Annotated in this window: 13 protein-coding genes; 12 read left to right on the top strand and 1 reads right to left on the bottom strand. The window is 70.7% G+C overall.

What is annotated here, in order from left to right; translation table 11 throughout:
- The first annotated feature begins 28 nt into the window (after positions 1-28).
- Positions 29-1,147, top strand: coding sequence for a hypothetical protein (locus tag B9W62_RS22315; RefSeq protein ID WP_087808828.1), 1,119 nt, complete (start codon positions 29-31; stop codon positions 1,145-1,147).
- A gap of 132 nt (positions 1,148-1,279) precedes the next feature.
- Complete coding sequence (locus B9W62_RS22310; protein WP_087808827.1) at positions 1,280-3,454, top strand: FUSC family protein; 2,175 nt, start codon at positions 1,280-1,282, stop codon at positions 3,452-3,454.
- Positions 3,455-3,489: 35 nt separating this feature from the next.
- On the opposite strand, the gene B9W62_RS22305 is transcribed toward B9W62_RS22310, so the two are convergent.
- Positions 3,490-5,271, bottom strand: coding sequence for a PucR family transcriptional regulator (locus tag B9W62_RS22305; protein ID WP_087808826.1), 1,782 nt, complete (start codon positions 5,269-5,271; stop codon positions 3,490-3,492).
- 320 nt (positions 5,272-5,591) lie between these two features.
- On the opposite strand from B9W62_RS22305, the gene dnaK reads away from it, so the two are divergent.
- The 10 genes from dnaK (at position 5,592) to B9W62_RS22255 (ending at position 15,644) form a co-directional block, all read left to right on the top strand.
- Positions 5,592-7,487, top strand: a complete 1,896-nt coding sequence (gene dnaK, locus B9W62_RS22300; RefSeq protein WP_087808825.1) for a molecular chaperone DnaK — start codon at positions 5,592-5,594, stop codon at positions 7,485-7,487.
- An 8-nt stretch (positions 7,488-7,495) separates the two neighbouring features.
- Positions 7,496-8,104, top strand: a complete 609-nt coding sequence (gene grpE / locus B9W62_RS22295; protein ID WP_087808824.1) for a nucleotide exchange factor GrpE — start codon at positions 7,496-7,498, stop codon at positions 8,102-8,104.
- A gap of 6 nt (positions 8,105-8,110) precedes the next feature.
- Positions 8,111-9,064 (top strand): DnaJ C-terminal domain-containing protein, encoded by a 954-nt coding sequence (locus tag B9W62_RS22290; RefSeq protein ID WP_087808823.1) that lies wholly within the window; start codon positions 8,111-8,113, stop codon positions 9,062-9,064.
- Positions 9,061-9,468, top strand: coding sequence for a chaperone modulator CbpM (locus B9W62_RS22285; RefSeq protein WP_087808822.1), 408 nt, complete (start codon positions 9,061-9,063; stop codon positions 9,466-9,468). The genes B9W62_RS22290 and B9W62_RS22285 overlap by 4 nt, the downstream gene beginning before the upstream one ends.
- Positions 9,459-12,101 carry an ATP-dependent chaperone ClpB gene (gene clpB, locus B9W62_RS22280; RefSeq protein ID WP_087808821.1) on the top strand — a complete coding sequence of 881 codons (2,643 nt, stop codon included), beginning with the start codon at positions 9,459-9,461 and terminating at the stop codon, positions 12,099-12,101. The genes B9W62_RS22285 and clpB overlap by 10 nt, the downstream gene beginning before the upstream one ends.
- Positions 12,098-12,568 carry a thioredoxin gene (gene trxA / locus B9W62_RS22275; RefSeq protein WP_087808820.1) on the top strand — a complete coding sequence of 157 codons (471 nt, stop codon included), beginning with the start codon at positions 12,098-12,100 and terminating at the stop codon, positions 12,566-12,568. The genes clpB and trxA overlap by 4 nt, the downstream gene beginning before the upstream one ends.
- Positions 12,568-13,062 (top strand): Hsp20/alpha crystallin family protein, encoded by a 495-nt coding sequence (locus tag B9W62_RS22270; RefSeq protein WP_087808819.1) that lies wholly within the window; start codon positions 12,568-12,570, stop codon positions 13,060-13,062. Before trxA ends, B9W62_RS22270 begins: the two co-directional genes overlap by 1 nt.
- A gap of 70 nt (positions 13,063-13,132) precedes the next feature.
- Positions 13,133-13,561: a DUF2267 domain-containing protein gene (locus tag B9W62_RS22265; protein ID WP_087808818.1), complete on the top strand. Its 429-nt coding sequence runs from the start codon at positions 13,133-13,135 to the stop codon at positions 13,559-13,561.
- A 65-nt stretch (positions 13,562-13,626) separates the two neighbouring features.
- A complete protein-coding gene (locus tag B9W62_RS22260; RefSeq protein ID WP_087808817.1) occupies positions 13,627-13,890 on the top strand; it encodes a UBP-type zinc finger domain-containing protein in 264 nt (87 codons plus the stop codon).
- Positions 13,890-15,644: an FAD-dependent oxidoreductase gene (locus tag B9W62_RS22255; RefSeq protein ID WP_087808816.1), complete on the top strand. Its 1,755-nt coding sequence runs from the start codon at positions 13,890-13,892 to the stop codon at positions 15,642-15,644. Before B9W62_RS22260 ends, B9W62_RS22255 begins: the two co-directional genes overlap by 1 nt.
- Positions 15,645-15,684: the final 40 nt, after the last annotated feature.

Genomic DNA, 15,684 nt, shown 5'->3' with positions numbered 1-15,684 from the left:
CGGGGCGGCCGACGAGGAGGTTCCTGTCATGCGGGTGTCGTCTCACGGCGTTACGGTCGTGGCTCTCCTGGCGGATCCGTACACGCCGACGGAGATCGCGCAGCGCATGGCCCGGACACTTTCCACTCGGCTCGCCGACAAGTCGGGCCAGGGGCGGCGGTTCGTCGTCGAGGTGGTCAGTGAGCCGTTCACCTCGGGGACGGAGGACCCGCCCACCTTGATGCGCCGGATCATGGACCGCGGGAGTGCGGAGGACTGGGACATCGTCGTGGCCCTCACCGACCTTCCGCTGCACGCCCATGGTCGCAGGCTCGCTGTGGATCTGAATCACGAGCACGGCTTGGCGCTGCTCTCTCTTCCTTCGCTGGGGGGCCTGCGGCTGCATTCGAGGGCCCGGCGGGCCGTCGAAGAAGCCGTGCTCGGCCTGGCGGGTCCACAGACCACGGCGGCCGAAGGACTTCCGCGAGGTCAGCCGTCCCCGCCTCCGGACGATCGGCTCGAGCCTGTTCATCCGGGCCCGATCGGTGAGACGGAAGCCGACGATCTCCGATACGTCGTCAGCGGACCGCGCGGTTACCTGCGGGTACTCGTCGGTATGGTCCGCGCCAACCGGCCGTGGCGGTTGGTGACGGGCTTGTCGAAAGCCCTGGCCGCAGCACTCGCCACCGGGGCCATCGCCACCCTCGACTCCACCACCTGGAGCCTTGCCGAGGCCCTGAGCGCGCCGCGCCTCGTGATCGCCATGGTCGGGTCCGTCGGGCTCATGACGGGCTGGCTGATCGTGGACGGAGAACTGTGGCATCGATCAACAGAAGGCTCACTGGAGGCGAGGCAGAGGGCCAGGCTCTACAACGCCTCGACGGTCGTGACCGTGGGTATCGGGGCTCTCGTCTGCTACGTGGGTCTGATGGTCATCAACTTGGTGTGGGCCCTGTTCATCCTCAACGACCAGGTGTTCGCTTCCATGACGCGATCCCCGCTGCACGCCACGGAGTACCTGACGCTGTCCTGGTTCGTCGCGTCGGTCGCCACCGTGGGGGGCGCGCTGGGATCAGGCTTGGAGAGCGACGAGGCCATCCGGGCAGCCGCCTACTCCAAGCGCGAACAGGAACGTCGCCACAGACTCCAGGACGCCCACGATGACTAGCCGGCGTCCGAGTCGGACATACGTCGCCGACCGGTGGTCGTCCTTGGGCCCTGCGGCAGTCTCGCCCGCCCGGGTGGTCCACCTCGACCAAGCCGTCGAGCCCCGGCAGGGCGTTCCGGCCGGGCCCACGCCGTGAGGTGGCTTCGGACCTTCGGGGAGGTGATGCGTTCCGGGCTCACGATCGAGGAGACCCGGCTGGAGCCGCTGCTCGCGCTGCGCACGGCTGCGGGGGTGGCGCTGGTCGTCGGGCCCGCGCTGTGGCTGGTCTCGCCCGCGTTCGCCGCGTCCGCCGCCCTCGGGGCCTTCTCCGCGGGTACGGCCACCTTCCAGCGCACCTGGCGTCCGCGCAAGGTGATCGCGCTCGGCGCGGGCGCGGGCTTGGCGCTGAGTACCTTCGTGGGCTACCTGGCGGCGGGGCGGCTCGCGACGTTCCTCCCGCTGCTGGCCGTATGGGCCTTTGCCGCAGGGATGGCGTGGGCCCTCGGATCGACCGCTGGGATCGTGGCAGCGACGACGGTCGGCAGCATGTTGGTGACCGTCACTCTGCCCACGAGCGTCGGGCTGGCCCTGGAACACGCCGGCGTCATCGCGCTCGGCGGCATGGTGCAGGCCGTGCTGATCCTGCTGTTCCCGATCCGGCGGTGGGGGGCGCATCGCGACGCGCTCGCCGACGCGCTGGCCGCCGTGGCCGACTATGCCCGTCGGCTGCAAGACGACCCGGCTGCCCCGTTCGACCCGGAGCCCCTGATGACGGCCCGGGACGCGGCCGCCGTGACGCCGTCGCAGGCCCGCACCCGGCCCCCCGTCCTCCACGGCCCCCGGGGCCTCGCCGAGCGCATTGTGCCGGTCGTCGCCGCGCTCGCCGACCCGGACGTCGGCGCCCCGGGGGAGGGACCCGGGCGGGACCGCGTACGGGAGCTGCTCAATGCGGCCGCCGACGTGCTGGACGCGGCCGCGCGTTCGATCCGCCGCGGCACTTCCGCCGGGGTTCCGCCCCGGAGCGCGGACGTCCTGCGCCTCGACGGGCAGGGCGAGGTGCTGGAGGGCCATGCCCGGCAGGCCGCCGAAGAGCTCGTGAAGCTGCTCGCCGAGACGTTGGAGGTCGCCGGGGGCGTCGGCGCGCACGAGAAGGCGCCTGCGTCATCCGGCCCCGCGAGCGCTCAGTTCCTGGTGCGCCCGACCTTGTTCCGACTGCTCCCTGTTGTCGTCCGGGCGGTCCGCCGTGAGCTGCGCCGCGACTCACCCGTGTTCCGGCACGCCGTCCGCCTGGCGGCGGTGGCCCCGCTCGGTTATCTCATCGCTTCCCCGCTGCCCGTGGGCCACGGGTATTGGGCGCCCATCGCCTCGGTCATGGTCATGCGGCCGGACTTCCACCGGACGTACGCGCGTGCGGTGGGCCGCCTCGCAGGGACCCTGGCGGGCGTGGCCCTCGCCACCGGGATGGTGCGGGCCCTTGGCCCGGACGCCCAGGTGTTCGGCGCGCTCGCGGTGGTGTCGGCGGCCCTGTCGTACACGCTGCTCCGTACCGGCTACGCGTATTCCCAGTGCTTCACCGCCGCGTACGTCGTCTTCCTGCTCGGCATGGGGGGCCATGCGTGGGAGCAGACGGTCCCGGAACGGGTGGTGCTCACCTTGATCGGCGGGGCCTTGGCAATGCTGGCGTACGTAGTGTTCCCCGCGTGGGAGACTCCCCGGCTCCCGGGTCGGCTCGCGGACTGGCTCGCCGCAAACGGCCGCTACGCGGCGGCGGTGCTCCGCGGCTACGCCGAACCGACCCGGGAGCATCGCGCCGACATGCGCGGGGCCCTGCTGGCGAGCCGGCAGGCACGTGCCGCATGGCAGGAAGCCTATGACCAGGCGAGACAAGAACCCGTCCGTCCCAGGGGCCTGACGTCCCGCGAGGCGGAGGAGGCGCAGGAGGCGCTCAAGGGGTTCGACCGAGCGACGATGCTCATGGAGAGCCACCTCCCGGGGGCCGACAGTCGTCCTGACCCCGAGGTGGAAAGGTTCGCCGAGGCTCTGGAAGCGAATACCGCCCAGGCGGCAGAAGACATGCGCGAGCACAGGAACCTGGACTGGGGACGCGTGGCGGAGGCGCTCGACACTCGGGAGAGCGCCGCTGGGGACCGCAGCCCGGTCCTGCGACGCGGTGCGGAACTGCAGAAGAAGGCCCTGGACAACCTCGCGACAGCCGTGAGCCGCACACCCCTGGAACGGGACGTCGGCTCTGCTCGCGAGGAGCAACGGGTGCGGGCGGCTCTGGCTTCGGAGAGTGACGGATCAACGCCCGCCCGCGGGGGTGGGTGAGGGTTTCGGCGTCGAGGAGCGTGGCGTCTCCCCAGTCAGCCGGATCCACCCAGCACGATCTTCCATACGCGGGTCGCCACCTGGAGGTTGAGCCGGTCCTCGACGTTCGCGAGGTCGTTGCCGCTGATGTCACGGATTCGCTGGAGCCGATAGCGCAGCGTGCTTCGGTGGATCGCGAGGGACGCGGCGGTCTCGTCGTAGTTGCCGCCGCAGTCGAAGTACCGGGTCAGGGTGTCCACCATGGTCGCGTGGTGCCGGGAGTCGTAGTAGATGAGCTGCCCGATCCACTCGTGGACGAACGCCTCCAACTGCTGGTAGTCGTTGCCGGGGCCGAGGATGCGGTAGAGACCGAGGTCGTCGAAGAACGTCGTGCCGTGGCCCTCCCGGGAGTGGAGGCGCACCTCCAGGGCACGCTGCGCCTCCTGGTAACCCCGGGGGATGCCGTTCGGGGAGTCGCACGGAGCGCTCACCCCGATGACCCCTGAATGTGTCCCCGTCTCCACGGCGAGCGCCTCGTACAGCGCCTGGGCGCGCGGCCTGGCGTCGGCGACCAGGACCACGTGATCGGAGCGCCGGGTCAGCAGCGAGCGCATGCCCTGGGCGGTGGCCGCCCGGCCCACGGTCTCCGCGAAGGAGTCATCCGCCGTGCGGTTCGACCACTGCACCACGACGATGTAGTGGCTGCGGTGCAGGTCGTGGCCGATCGCCTCGGACCGGGCGTAGGCGCTCGCCGTGTCCGTCCCGGCCAGGAGGTCGTCGGCCAGCTCGCGGCGCAGTCCCAGCTCGACTTCGGCAAGATTGCGCAGGTGCGCCAGCTCAAGGGCGAGTGACGTGGCGGCGTGTTCCAGCGCGAGCACGGTGTGCTCATCCGCCTCGCCTCCGGCATCGATCAAGGCGAGCACGCCCAGGATCTCGCCGTGCGGGCGGACCAGGGTGATCAGCCGGTCCTCTATCCGTACCGGCCCGGCCTCCCGTGCGACGGCGTGCAGCATCTCGTCCTGACGCACGGGGTCCGGTTCCGGATAGGGGTCGGGCCGGCTGGGGCCGCTCCAGGACCTCAACCGACCGAAACGGTCCTCGACCAGCGCGGGGAGTCCGGTGAGGCCGTGGAGCGCCCGCGTGACGGCTTCCTCGCCGCCGCCCGCCGCGGCGACATCGGTGATGAGCGTGTCAACGGCCCGCTGGTACCGCTGCTCGGCCACAACGGAGATGAGCTGTCGCTGAAGGGCGGTGCGTTCCTCCCTCACCCGGTGGAGCTCCACAGCCTGGTCACGCAGGCGGCGGTGTGCAAAAGCGAGCGAGAGAGCGGCGGCGGTGTGCCGGACGAGCGTGGCCAGCAGGAATCGTTCTGCCTCGGTGGGCTCGGAATCGGACGTCACCACAAGGTAGCCGTGGAGTCGCTCCAGCCCGTGCAGCCCGAGGGCGCGGCCCCAGGGCCTGTCGGTTACGGTCACCGGCCCGTCCTGGCCGGCCAGCTCCCGTACTCTCTGGTCCACCGCCGAGGAGTGATTCCGCCCGTTGGCCGGAGCCGGAAACAGATCACCACCCCTTTCGACGAATCCGGCTTCGGCTCTGTAGGCCCCTATGGCCTCCACGTGGGCCATGGCCAGCCCGAGGATCTCGGCTTCGTCCAGGGTGTCGAGCAGAGCGTAGGAGAGCGCCGCCAAGTGGTTGAGGGCACGGTCGAACTGGCCGGGCGATGGTGGCCGGGCCGCCGCCGGGGCGGCCGCGGGAGTCAGCCCGACTCCGCCCCGTGGGAGATCGTTCTCCCGGTCGGGGCCGCTGGAGTACGGATCCTGCACCCGGCTGCCGGCCATGGGATGGCTCCGTCCGCCCGAGCGGTCGGTGGACGAGCGGACGGGTACCCGTCCGCAAGCCGACTCATGCGAGATGCACGACTTGCACCGTCTTGTGCCGACAGTGCGAACGGCCGCGGGCAATCTCGACTCGCCAGGAGCAGGCGTGCCCCTTCTCGTCTCACCACCCTGGGGTATGTCCGAGAACCTCCGCCCCCACCGACGGGAAGAGCTGGGCGCTGACCGAGGAGCCCGCCCTGCGGGCCAGGAGGTTCCGGTCGTAAGTGAACCAACGTGATCCGGAGAGTCGGCGCGGGCCGCCGCAGCAGGAGGAGATCCTCATGGCCAAGGCAGTGGGCATCGATCTGGGCACCACCAACTCGGTGATCGCCGTGTGGGAGGGCGGCGAACCGTCCGTCGTGCCCAACAACGAGGGCAACCGCACGACACCGTCCGTGGTGGCCTTCACCGACACCGGTGAGCGCCTGGTGGGCCAGCTGGCCCGTCGCCAGGCCATCCTCAACCCGAAGGGCACCATCTACTCGGCCAAGAGGTTCATCGGCCGGCACTTCGACGAGATCTCCGACGAGGCCAGAGCGGTCGCGTACGACGTCGTCGAGGGCGACGGCGGGGCGGCCCGCTTCAAGGTGGGCGACAAGCTGTACGCGCCCGAGGAGATCAGCGCGCAGGTACTGCGCAAACTCGCCGACGACGCCTCCAGGCAGCTGGGCGAGCGGGTGACCGAGGCGGTCATCACGGTGCCCGCCTACTTCAACGACGCCCAGCGCACCGCCACCAAGGACGCCGGGCGGATCGCGGGACTGGAGGTGCTGCGGATCATCAACGAGCCGACGGCGGCCGCCCTCGCTTACGGCATGGACAAGAAGCAGCACGAGACGGTGCTGGTCTTCGACCTGGGCGGCGGCACCTTCGACGTGAGCATCCTCGACGTCGGCGACGGCGTAGTGGAGGTACGGTCCACCGCCGGCGACAGCCACCTGGGCGGTGACGACTTCGACCGGCGTCTGGTGGATCACCTCGCGGACGACTTCCAGAAGGAGAACGGCGTCGATCTGCGCAAGGACCCGCAGGCACTGCAGCGGCTTTTCGAGGCGGCGGAGAAGGCCAAGACAGAGCTGAGTTCGGTGACGCAGACGCAGGTCAGCCTGCCGTTCATCACTGCCGACGCCTCGGGTCCCAAGCACCTCACCGACTCGGTGATGCGCTCCACGTTCGAGCAGATCACCAGCGACCTGGTGGAGCGGTGCCTGGGCCCCGTCCAGCAGGCCATGGCTGATGCCAAGGTCGGCGAGAGCGACATCGACGAGGTCATCCTCGTCGGCGGTTCCACCCGTATCCCCGCCGTCCAGGCCCTGGTGCGCCGGCTGACCGGCGGCAAGGATCCCAACATGAGCGTGAACCCCGACGAGGTCGTGGCCCTGGGCGCCGCGATCCAGGCCGGGGTGCTCAAGGGCGAGGTCAAGGACGTCCTGCTGCTCGACGTCACGCCCCTGTCGCTCGGGGTGGAGACACGTGGCGGCGTGATGACGAAGATCATCGAACGGAACACCACCATCCCGGTACGCCGCAGCGAGACCTTCTCCACCGCCGAGGACAACCAGCCGGCCGTCGACGTGGTGGTTCTCCAGGGCGAGCGCGAGCGGGCCGCCGACAACCGGGTGCTGGGCCGGTTCCAGCTCACCGACATCCGGCAGGCGCCGCGGGGCGAACCGCAGATCGAGGTCACCTTCGACATCGACGCCAACGGCATCCTCGAGGTCAAGGCCCGCGACCGGGACACTGGCAAGGAACAGGGCATCACCATCAGCGAGAGTTCGAACCTGGACCGCGGTGAGGTCGAACGGATGGTCCAGGAGGCCGAGCGCAACCAGGGCGAGGACCAGGCACTCCGCGAGGCCGTCGACGCCCGCAACGAGCTGGACGCGGTCACCTACCAGGTCGAGAAGCGCCTCGCCGAGCTGGGCGACGCCGCCCCGGCGCACGAGAAGGCACGCGCCGAGATGCTCGTGTCCGATGCTCGGGCGGCGGTCAAGGAGGAGGCGGGCGTGGAGCGCGTACGGCCGCTGACCTCCGAACTCCAGCAGGTGCTGGCCGGGCTGGCGGCTGCCCAGCAGAGCGCCACCGCCGCGGGCGGGCCCGGCCAAGACACCGCCGACGGTGGTCCCGCCGGTGGCGGTGACGACGACGTCATCGACGCCGAGTTCGACAAGGACTGAGGCACGCCATGCCCACCCAGCCGAACGAACCCGACCGCGCCGCGTCGGACCCGGCCGAGTCGGCTCCGGAAGCCGGACGTCCGCCTCACGGGGATGTGCCGCGTCCGGACCCGGCGCCCGGGCAGGAAGCGGCGCACGACGCGTCGGAATCCGACACCGCCGGCCCCGAGCCCGCCGACGACGAATATGCGACCGCGGTCCAGGAACTCGAAGACCGCTGGCGGCGCGCGCTCGCCGACCTCGACAACCTCCGCAAGCGCCACGCCAGGGAGCTGGAACGGGAACGGGCCGCGGAACGGTCCCGCACCGCAGCGGCTTTCCTCCCCGTCATCGACAACCTCGAACTCGCCCTGAACCACGCCGGTACCGCCCCCGGCGCGATCGTGGAGGGCATCCGGGCGGTCCGGGACCAGGCGGTGAACGTCCTCGAACTGCTGGGCTACCCGCGGCACGCGGAGATCGGTGTCGCCTTCGACCCGGCCCGGCACGAGGTCGTCGGCGTCGTCCAGGACCCCGACGCCGCACCGGGCACCGTCGTCGAGGTGCTGCGCCCCGGCTACGGCGACGGTGAAACGCAGCTCAGGCCCGCCGCCGTGACGGTCGCGAAGCGGGAGTGACGGGTCATGGCACGGGACTTCTACGAGGTGCTGGGCGTGTCGCGGACCGCGAGCCAGGACGAGATCCAGCAGGCGTACCGCAAGCTCGCCCGCAGGTACCACCCCGACGTCAACAAGGATCCGGGAGCGGAGGAACGCTTCAAGGACCTCAACGAGGCGTACAGCGTCCTCTCGGATCCGAAGACCCGGGCCCGGTACGACCGCTTCGGCGAGGACTTCCGCAAGATCCCCGAAGACTTCGACGAACGGGTCGCGGCCGGAGCGGGTGGCGGGTTCCGCGCCCGGGGGCCCGCGGGCACGGGCGGCCCCCGCGTCCGGTACGCCACCGGCTTCGGCGACGACTTCGCGGGGGAGGGTGTCGACATCGAGGATCTGCTCGGTTCGCTTTTCGGCGCGGGCGCGGCCCCCGGCGGTGTACCGGGAGCCGACCAGGAGGCCGAGCTGCCGCTCACCGTCGAGGAGGCGTACAGGGGCGGCCGCCGCACCGTCACGCTCGCCGGCCCCGGCGGGCAGCCGCGGCGGTACGACGTCGACGTGCCGCCGGGCGTCACCGACGGGCAGCGCATCCGGCTGGCCGGCGAGGGCGGCCGGGGCAGCGGCGACGCCCCGGGAGGCGACCTGTACCTGAGGGTGCGTCTCCAGCCCCATCCCCGGTTCCGGCTGGAAGGCCGCGACGTGCACGTGCAGCTCCCGGTGGCCCCCTGGGAGGCGGCGCTGGGCGCGACCGTGCCGGTGCCCACCCCCGGCGGTGGCACGGCCAAGGTCACGGTGCCCGCGGGCTCGTCCAGCGGCCGGCGGCTGCGACTGCGCGGCGAGGGCATGCCCAATCCCCGCGGTGCCGGCGGCGACCTGTACGCCGAAGTCCGTGTCATGGTGCCGTCCACCCTCGGCGACCGGGAGCGCGAACTGTTCGAGGAGCTCGCCGCCACCTCTTCCTTCGACCCCAGGAGGACACGATGAAAGACCGACCCGAGAGAGCGGCAGGCCCCGTCCGGACCGGGCTGGGCGACCGCCCGGTCCGGACGCCCGCCGACGTGACCGCCTCCACGGCCGTCCGGTTCGCACTCGTGCCCGCACCGAGGCTCTCCTTGGACGCCGTGGCCCGCCGCTCGGGCCTCCACCCCGATCTCGTCCGCCGGTTCGTCGCCCTGGGGCTGGTCGACGCCGAACGCGACGCCGCGGGACAGCTGGTGTTCGATCCCACGGCCCCGGCGGTACTCGCCCGCATCCAGCGGCTGCGCGCCGGACTCTGCCTCAACTACGCGGCCATCGGCCTGGTGCTCGACCTGCTCGACCGCATCAGTCTGCTCGAGTCCGCCCTGCGCGTCCGCGGCACGAGGAGTGAAACACCCCCATGGACATGAACCGTCTCACCCAGAAATCCCAGGAAGCCCTCCAGGAGGCCCAGACCGCGGCCGCCCGCATGGGACAGACCGAGGTCGACGGGGAACACCTGCTGCTCGCGCTTCTCGACCAGGAGGACGGTCTGATCCCGCGGTTGCTGCAGCAGGCGGGAGCCGAGCCGAAGGAACTGCGCGAGGCCGTGCGCGACGAACTCTCCCGCCGCCCCCGGGTCACCGGCCCCGGCGCGGCGCCCGGCCAGGTCTTCGTCACTCAGCGCCTCGCCGGCCTGCTCGACACCGCCGAACAGGAGGCCAAGCGCCTCAAGGACGAGTACGTGTCCGTGGAACACCTCCTGCTCGCCCTGGCCGGGGAGGGCTCCTCGACCGCCGCCGGACGACTGCTCGGCCGGGCCGGCATCACGACGGACTCGTTCCTGGGCGCGCTCACCCAGGTGCGCGGCAACCAGCGCGTCACCTCCGCCAACCCGGAAGTGGCCTACGAGGCCCTGGAGAAGTACGGCCGGGATCTCGTGGCCGAGGCCAGGGACGGCAGGCTCGACCCGGTCATCGGCCGGGACTCCGAGATCCGCCGCGTCACCCAGATACTCAGCCGCAAGTCCAAGAACAACCCCGTCCTGATCGGCGACCCCGGCGTCGGCAAGACCGCCATCGTCGAGGGCCTCGCCCAGCGCATCGTCCGCGGAGACGTACCCGAAGGACTCCGCGACAAGATCGTCTTCGCCCTCGACATGGGCTCCCTGGTCGCCGGCGCCAAGTACCGCGGCGAGTTCGAGGAACGCCTGAAGGCCGTGCTCAGCGAGGTCAAGGCCGCCGAGGGAAACATCCTGCTCTTCGTCGACGAACTGCACACCGTCGTCGGCGCCGGCGCCGCCGAAGGGGCCATGGACGCGGGCAACATGCTCAAGCCGATGCTCGCCCGCGGCGAACTGCACATGATCGGCGCGACCACACTCGACGAGTACCGCCGGCACATCGAGAAGGACGCCGCCCTCGAACGCCGCTTCCAGCAGGTCCTGGTGGACGAACCCAGCGTCGAGGACACGATCTCCATCCTGCGCGGGCTGCGGGAACGCCTGGAGGTCTTCCACGGCGTCAAGATCCAGGACACCGCGCTGGTCTCCGCGGCCACCCTGAGCCACCGCTACATCACCGACCGGTTCCTGCCCGACAAGGCCATCGACCTCGTCGACGAGGCATGCGCCCGGCTGCGTACCGAGATCGACTCGATGCCCGCCGAACTCGACGAGATCACCCGCCGGGTCACCCGTCTGGAGATCGAGGAGGCGGCCCTGTCCAAGGAGACCGACCCCGCCAGCGAAGCCCGCCTGGAGGAACTGCGCAGGGAGCTGGCCGACCTGCGCGGCGAGGCCGACGCCAAACACGCCCAGTGGGAGGCCGAACGGCAGGCGATCCGCCGCGTGCAGGAACTGCGCCAGGAACTGGAGCAGGTCCGCCACGAGGCGGAGGAGGCCGAACGCGCCTACGACCTCAACCGCGCCGCCGAACTCCGCTACGGCCGCCTCCAGGACCTGGAGCGCCGGCTCGCCGCCGAGGAGGAGCAGCTGGCCTCCAAGCAAGGGGAGAACCGGCTGCTGCGCGAGGTCGTCACCGAGGAGGAGATCGCCGAGATCGTCGCCGCCTGGACCGGCATTCCCGTCGCCCGTCTCCAGGAGGGGGAACGGGAGAAACTGCTGCGTCTCGACGAGATCCTGCGCGAGCGCGTCATCGGCCAGGACGAGGCCGTCAAGCTCGTCGCCGACGCCATCATCCGCGCCCGCTCCGGCATCCGCGACCCGCGCCGCCCCATCGGGTCGTTCGTCTTCCTCGGCCCCACCGGCGTGGGGAAGACCGAGCTGGCCAAGACCCTCGCCCGGGCCCTGTTCGACTCCGAGGAGAACATGGTCCGCCTCGACATGAGCGAGTACCAGGAACGGCACACCGTCAGCCGGCTCATGGGCGCACCGCCCGGATACGTCGGCTACGAGGAGGGCGGCCAGCTCACCGAGGCCGTACGCCGCAAGCCGTACTCCGTTGTGCTGTTCGACGAGATCGAGAAGGCGCACACCGATGTCTTCAACACGCTGCTGCAGGTCCTCGACGACGGCCGCATCACCGACGCCCAGGGCCGTACCGTCGACTTCCGCAACACCGTGATCATCATGACGTCCAACATCGGCTCCGAGCACCTCCTGGACGGCGTCACGGCCGAGGGTGAGATCAAGCCGGACGCCCGCGCCCTGGTCATGGGCGAACTGCGCGGGCACTTCCGCCCGGAGTTCCTCAACCGCGTGGACGACATCGTGCTGTTCAAGCCGCTCGGCGAGCGCCAGATCGAGCGGATCGTGGAGCTGCAGTTCGACGAACTGCGACAGCGGCTCGCCGAGCGCCGCATCGAGGTCGAACTCACCGATCAGGCGCGTGAGGCGATCGCCCATCAGGGCTACGACCCGGTGTACGGAGCGCGCCCGCTGCGGCGTTACATCTCCCACGAGGTGGAGACACTGGTCGGGCGCGCCCTTCTGCGCGGCGACGTCCGGGACGGCGCGACGGTCCGCGTGGACACCGAGAACGGAGAGCTGGTGGTCACCTACGACCAGCGGGAGGCCGCCGCCCGGGAAGCGAGGGCCGCGTGAACACCAGCCGGACGACGACGGTGACCTGCCCGCACTGCGGGCGCGAGAACCGGATTCCCGTGACCGCCGAGGGACGCCCCAGGTGCGGTCACTGCAAGCAGTACCTGCCCTGGATCGTCGACGCGGGCGACGGCGACTTCCGCGAGGTCGTCGAGCAGGCCACGGTGCCCGTCGTCGTCGATCTCTGGGCGACCTGGTGCGGCCCCTGCCGCATGGTCAGCCCCGCCCTCGAACAAGTGGCTCGCGACCTTGCCGGACGGATCAAGCTCGTCAAGGTCGACGTCGACAAGAACCCACTGCTCAGCCAACGGTTCGAGGTGCAGGCGGTGCCCACACTGCTTGTCCTGGACCGGGGCGAGACGGTCGCCCGGCAGGCCGGCGCGGCACCCGCGCACGTCCTCCGGGATTGGGTCGACCAGGCCATGGCAGGCCGACCGGACCGACGAGAAAGCGGAGGTGATCGGTGATGAACATGCCCGTCCGCAGCCACCGCGGTGGCGCGACAGCAGAGCGGCCTCTCGGGTGGGCCCGTAATCCACTGACGGAATTCGACGAACTGCTCAACCAGATGAGCGGACTGCTCGAATCGACGGTGGGCGGGGCGGCCGCGCCCGCAGCCGCCTGGACCCCCCTCGCGGACGTCACGGAGACCGATGACGCCTTCGAGGTCGAGATCGAACTTCCTGGCGTCAAGAGCAAGGACATCCACGTCGAGGCCAACGGACAGGAACTGGTGGTCACCGGAGAGATCAAGGAAAAGGAGCGCAGCGGCGTCCTGCGCCGCCGCGCCCGCCGAACCGGTGCCTTCGAGTACCGGCTGCGGCTGCCGGGCGAGGTGGACACCGAAAAGGTCACAGCGGAGATGTCGGCCGGTGTACTCACGGTCACCGTCCCCAAGGCGGAGGTCGCCAAGCCCCGTCACATCCAGATCACCGAGAGCGGCGAGAGCGGCGATCGCTGACCCGGGAGCCCGGCGGTGCGGGACCGCGGTCCGGCACCGCCGGCCCGCCGGGAGCGAAGGGAGCCCGGTCATGACCGAGACAGGATTTTCCTCTTTCGACACCATGGTGGACAAGGCGAACCGGCTCCTCAGGGAGATCGAGGAAGCCAACGGCTGGCCCAAAGAGCGCCGTAAGCAGTCGTACGCCGCACTGCGCGCCGTCCTGCACCGGCTACGGGACCGCCTCTCCGTCGACGGGGCCGCGCACTTCGGGGCGCAGCTGCCCACTTTGATCCGAGGCGTCTACTACGACGGCTGGAAGCCGTCCGAGACACCGGTGAAACTCAGCGGCGAGGAGTTCCTCCAGCGCGTGCGGGACGAGTTTCCCTACGCGGTCGACGGTGGCGTCGAACGAGTCGTGCACACCGTGCTGGAGGTTCTGGAACGCCACGTGAGCGAAGGCGAGTGGAACCACCTCAAGTCCGGACTGCCGAAGTCACTGGCCTCCGTGCTGCCGTAGACGCTCGGCGCGCTGCCGCGCACAGCCGCGAAGGAGAGCCACTGCCCAGGAAGGAGCACCCCCTCATGGTTACGATCCCCGACCCGCACCTGGCGATGGTGCGTCCCGTGAGTCCGCGTACCCCGGAAGGATGCGAGGAGTGCCTCAGGGTCCACTCCCCGTGGGTGCACCTGCGGCTCTGCCTCACCTGCGGGCACGTCGGCTGCTGCGACTCCTCGCCCCTCAAGCACGCCAGTCGCCACGCGGCCGGCGTCGGTCACCCCGTCGTGCAGTCCTTCGAGCCCGGGGAGAACTGGCGCTGGTGCTACGTCCACGAGGCGATGGTCTGATGAGCAGCGCCGAGCACGGGCAGGGTGGACCCCGCGAGACACCGGACCAGTACGGGGCTTTCCCGCGCCTCTCACCGGAGCAGCTCCAGGTCCTGACCCCGCACGGGGAGCGCCGCAGGACGGCCGAGAACGAGATGCTGTACCGCGAGGGTGAGCCGTTCCGGGAGTTCCTCGCGATCCTCAGCGGGACCGTCGAGATCGTCCACGACCACGGCGGACCCGAGGAGCGCACGGTGGCGGTCCACGGACCCGGCCGCTTCCTGGGCGAACTCGGATTGCTGGAGGGCCAGGCTGCCTTCGACACCGCCGTGGTGCGCGAGCCGGGCGAGATCCTGGCCGTACCGGTGGACCGGCAACGCGTCCTGGTCGGCCGCGATCCCGTCCTCGGTGACCTGATTCTCCGCGCATACCTGGGCCGCAGACATCTGCTCATCGGCCTCGGCGCGGGCTTCCGGATCCTGGGATCGTGCTATTCACCGGACACGTTGCGGCTGCGTGAGTTCGCCGCCCGCAACAGGCTGCCCCACCGCTGGGTAGACCTGGAGAAGGACAAAGAAGCGGAGGCGCTGCTGCGTCGGTTCGCGATCCGCCCCGAGGAGACTCCGGTGGTCCTCTGGAAGGGCGACCAGGTGCTGCGCAACCCGAGCAACGCCGAACTCGCCCGGATCATCGGGCTGCCCGCTCCTTCGCCGGAGACAGGGCGGTACGACGTGATGGTGGTCGGTGCGGGCCCCGCGGGACTCGCCGCCGCCGTGTACGGCGCCTCCGACGGCCTCACCACCGCCGTCGTCGACGCTGTGGCCACCGGTGGCCAGGCCGGTACCTCGTCCCGCATCGAGAACTACCTCGGCTTCCCGTCGGGCATCTCCGGGGGCGAACTCATCGAACGCGCGGTGCTCCAGGCCCGCAAGTTCGACGCCCGCCTCATGGTGCCCGCCAAGGTCACCGGGCTCACTCCTCAGAACGACGAGTACGTCGTCACCTTCGCCGACGGGTCGAGGGCTCGTGCGAACGCCGTGGTGCTCGCTTCGGGCGTCTGGTACCGCAGACTCGAGGTGCCCGGCATCGACCGTCTGGAGGGCATCAGCGTCTACTACGCGGCGACCGTCCACGAGGCCGGCCTCTGCCGGGCCGATCCGGTCGCGGTGGTCGGCGGCGGGAACTCCGCCGGACAGGCGGCGCTGTTCCTCGCGAACCACGCGTCCAGGGTCCAGCTCCTCGTCCGGGGCGACGACCTCAACGCGGACATGTCGCGCTACCTCGTCGACCAAGTGGAACGGCACCCGAAGATCGAGGTACTGCTGCACACCGAGGTCCGACGCGTCTTCGGGTCGGAAAAGCTGGAAGCGCTGCTGGTGGAGGACAACACGAGCGGCCGACGGCGAGAACTGCAAGCCGCGGCGCTGTTCGTGTTCATCGGAGCCCGGCCGCGCACGGAATGGCTCAGGGATGTGCTGGCTCTGGACGAGAAGGGTTTCGTCCTCACCGGCGCCGACGCCCAGCCGTTGGCCGATCCGGCCCGGTGGGCTGTTCTCGGCCGTGGTCCGTTGCCATTGGAGACCACCCTTCCCGGCGTCTTCGCCGCCGGCGACGTCAGAAGCGGTTCGGTCAAGCGGGTGGCCGCGGCGGCCGGTGAGGGTGCGATGTCGATCCACCTGGTGCACGAGCACCGGGAGCAGGCGGGCAGCCTGTTCCGTGCCGCGGGCCCGGAAGGCCACCGGCCGGTGAGGAGTTCGGTACCCGCGGCCGACTGACATCTGCGCTGGTCTGCTGACGGGTGTGCGCACACGTCCT

The sequence above is a fragment of the Streptomyces sp. CS113 genome (genome assembly GCF_002188365.1).
Taxonomy (GTDB): domain Bacteria; phylum Actinomycetota; class Actinomycetes; order Streptomycetales; family Streptomycetaceae; genus Streptomyces; species Streptomyces tendae.
Note: the sequence above shows the minus strand (reverse complement) of the source record. Positions and strands in the feature narration are given on the sequence as shown.

Excerpts from the sequence above, each read along its gene's own strand:
- grpE (WP_087808824.1), top strand. The coding sequence starts at position 7,496 with ATGCCCACCCAGCCGAACGAACCCGACCGCGCCGCGTCGGACCCGGCC.
- dnaK (WP_087808825.1), top strand. The coding sequence starts at position 5,592 with ATGGCCAAGGCAGTGGGCATCGATCTGGGCACCACCAACTCGGTGATC.
- B9W62_RS22305 (WP_087808826.1), bottom strand. The coding sequence starts at position 5,271 with ATGGCCGGCAGCCGGGTGCAGGATCCGTACTCCAGCGGCCCCGACCGG.
- B9W62_RS22270 (WP_087808819.1), top strand. The coding sequence starts at position 12,568 with ATGAACATGCCCGTCCGCAGCCACCGCGGTGGCGCGACAGCAGAGCGG.
- B9W62_RS22315 (WP_087808828.1), top strand. The coding sequence starts at position 29 with ATGCGGGTGTCGTCTCACGGCGTTACGGTCGTGGCTCTCCTGGCGGAT.
- clpB (WP_087808821.1), top strand. The coding sequence starts at position 9,459 with ATGGACATGAACCGTCTCACCCAGAAATCCCAGGAAGCCCTCCAGGAG.
- B9W62_RS22290 (WP_087808823.1), top strand. The coding sequence starts at position 8,111 with ATGGCACGGGACTTCTACGAGGTGCTGGGCGTGTCGCGGACCGCGAGC.
- B9W62_RS22255 (WP_087808816.1), top strand. The coding sequence starts at position 13,890 with ATGAGCAGCGCCGAGCACGGGCAGGGTGGACCCCGCGAGACACCGGAC.
- B9W62_RS22265 (WP_087808818.1), top strand. The coding sequence starts at position 13,133 with ATGACCGAGACAGGATTTTCCTCTTTCGACACCATGGTGGACAAGGCG.
- B9W62_RS22260 (WP_087808817.1), top strand. The coding sequence starts at position 13,627 with ATGGTTACGATCCCCGACCCGCACCTGGCGATGGTGCGTCCCGTGAGT.
- B9W62_RS22285 (WP_087808822.1), top strand. The coding sequence starts at position 9,061 with ATGAAAGACCGACCCGAGAGAGCGGCAGGCCCCGTCCGGACCGGGCTG.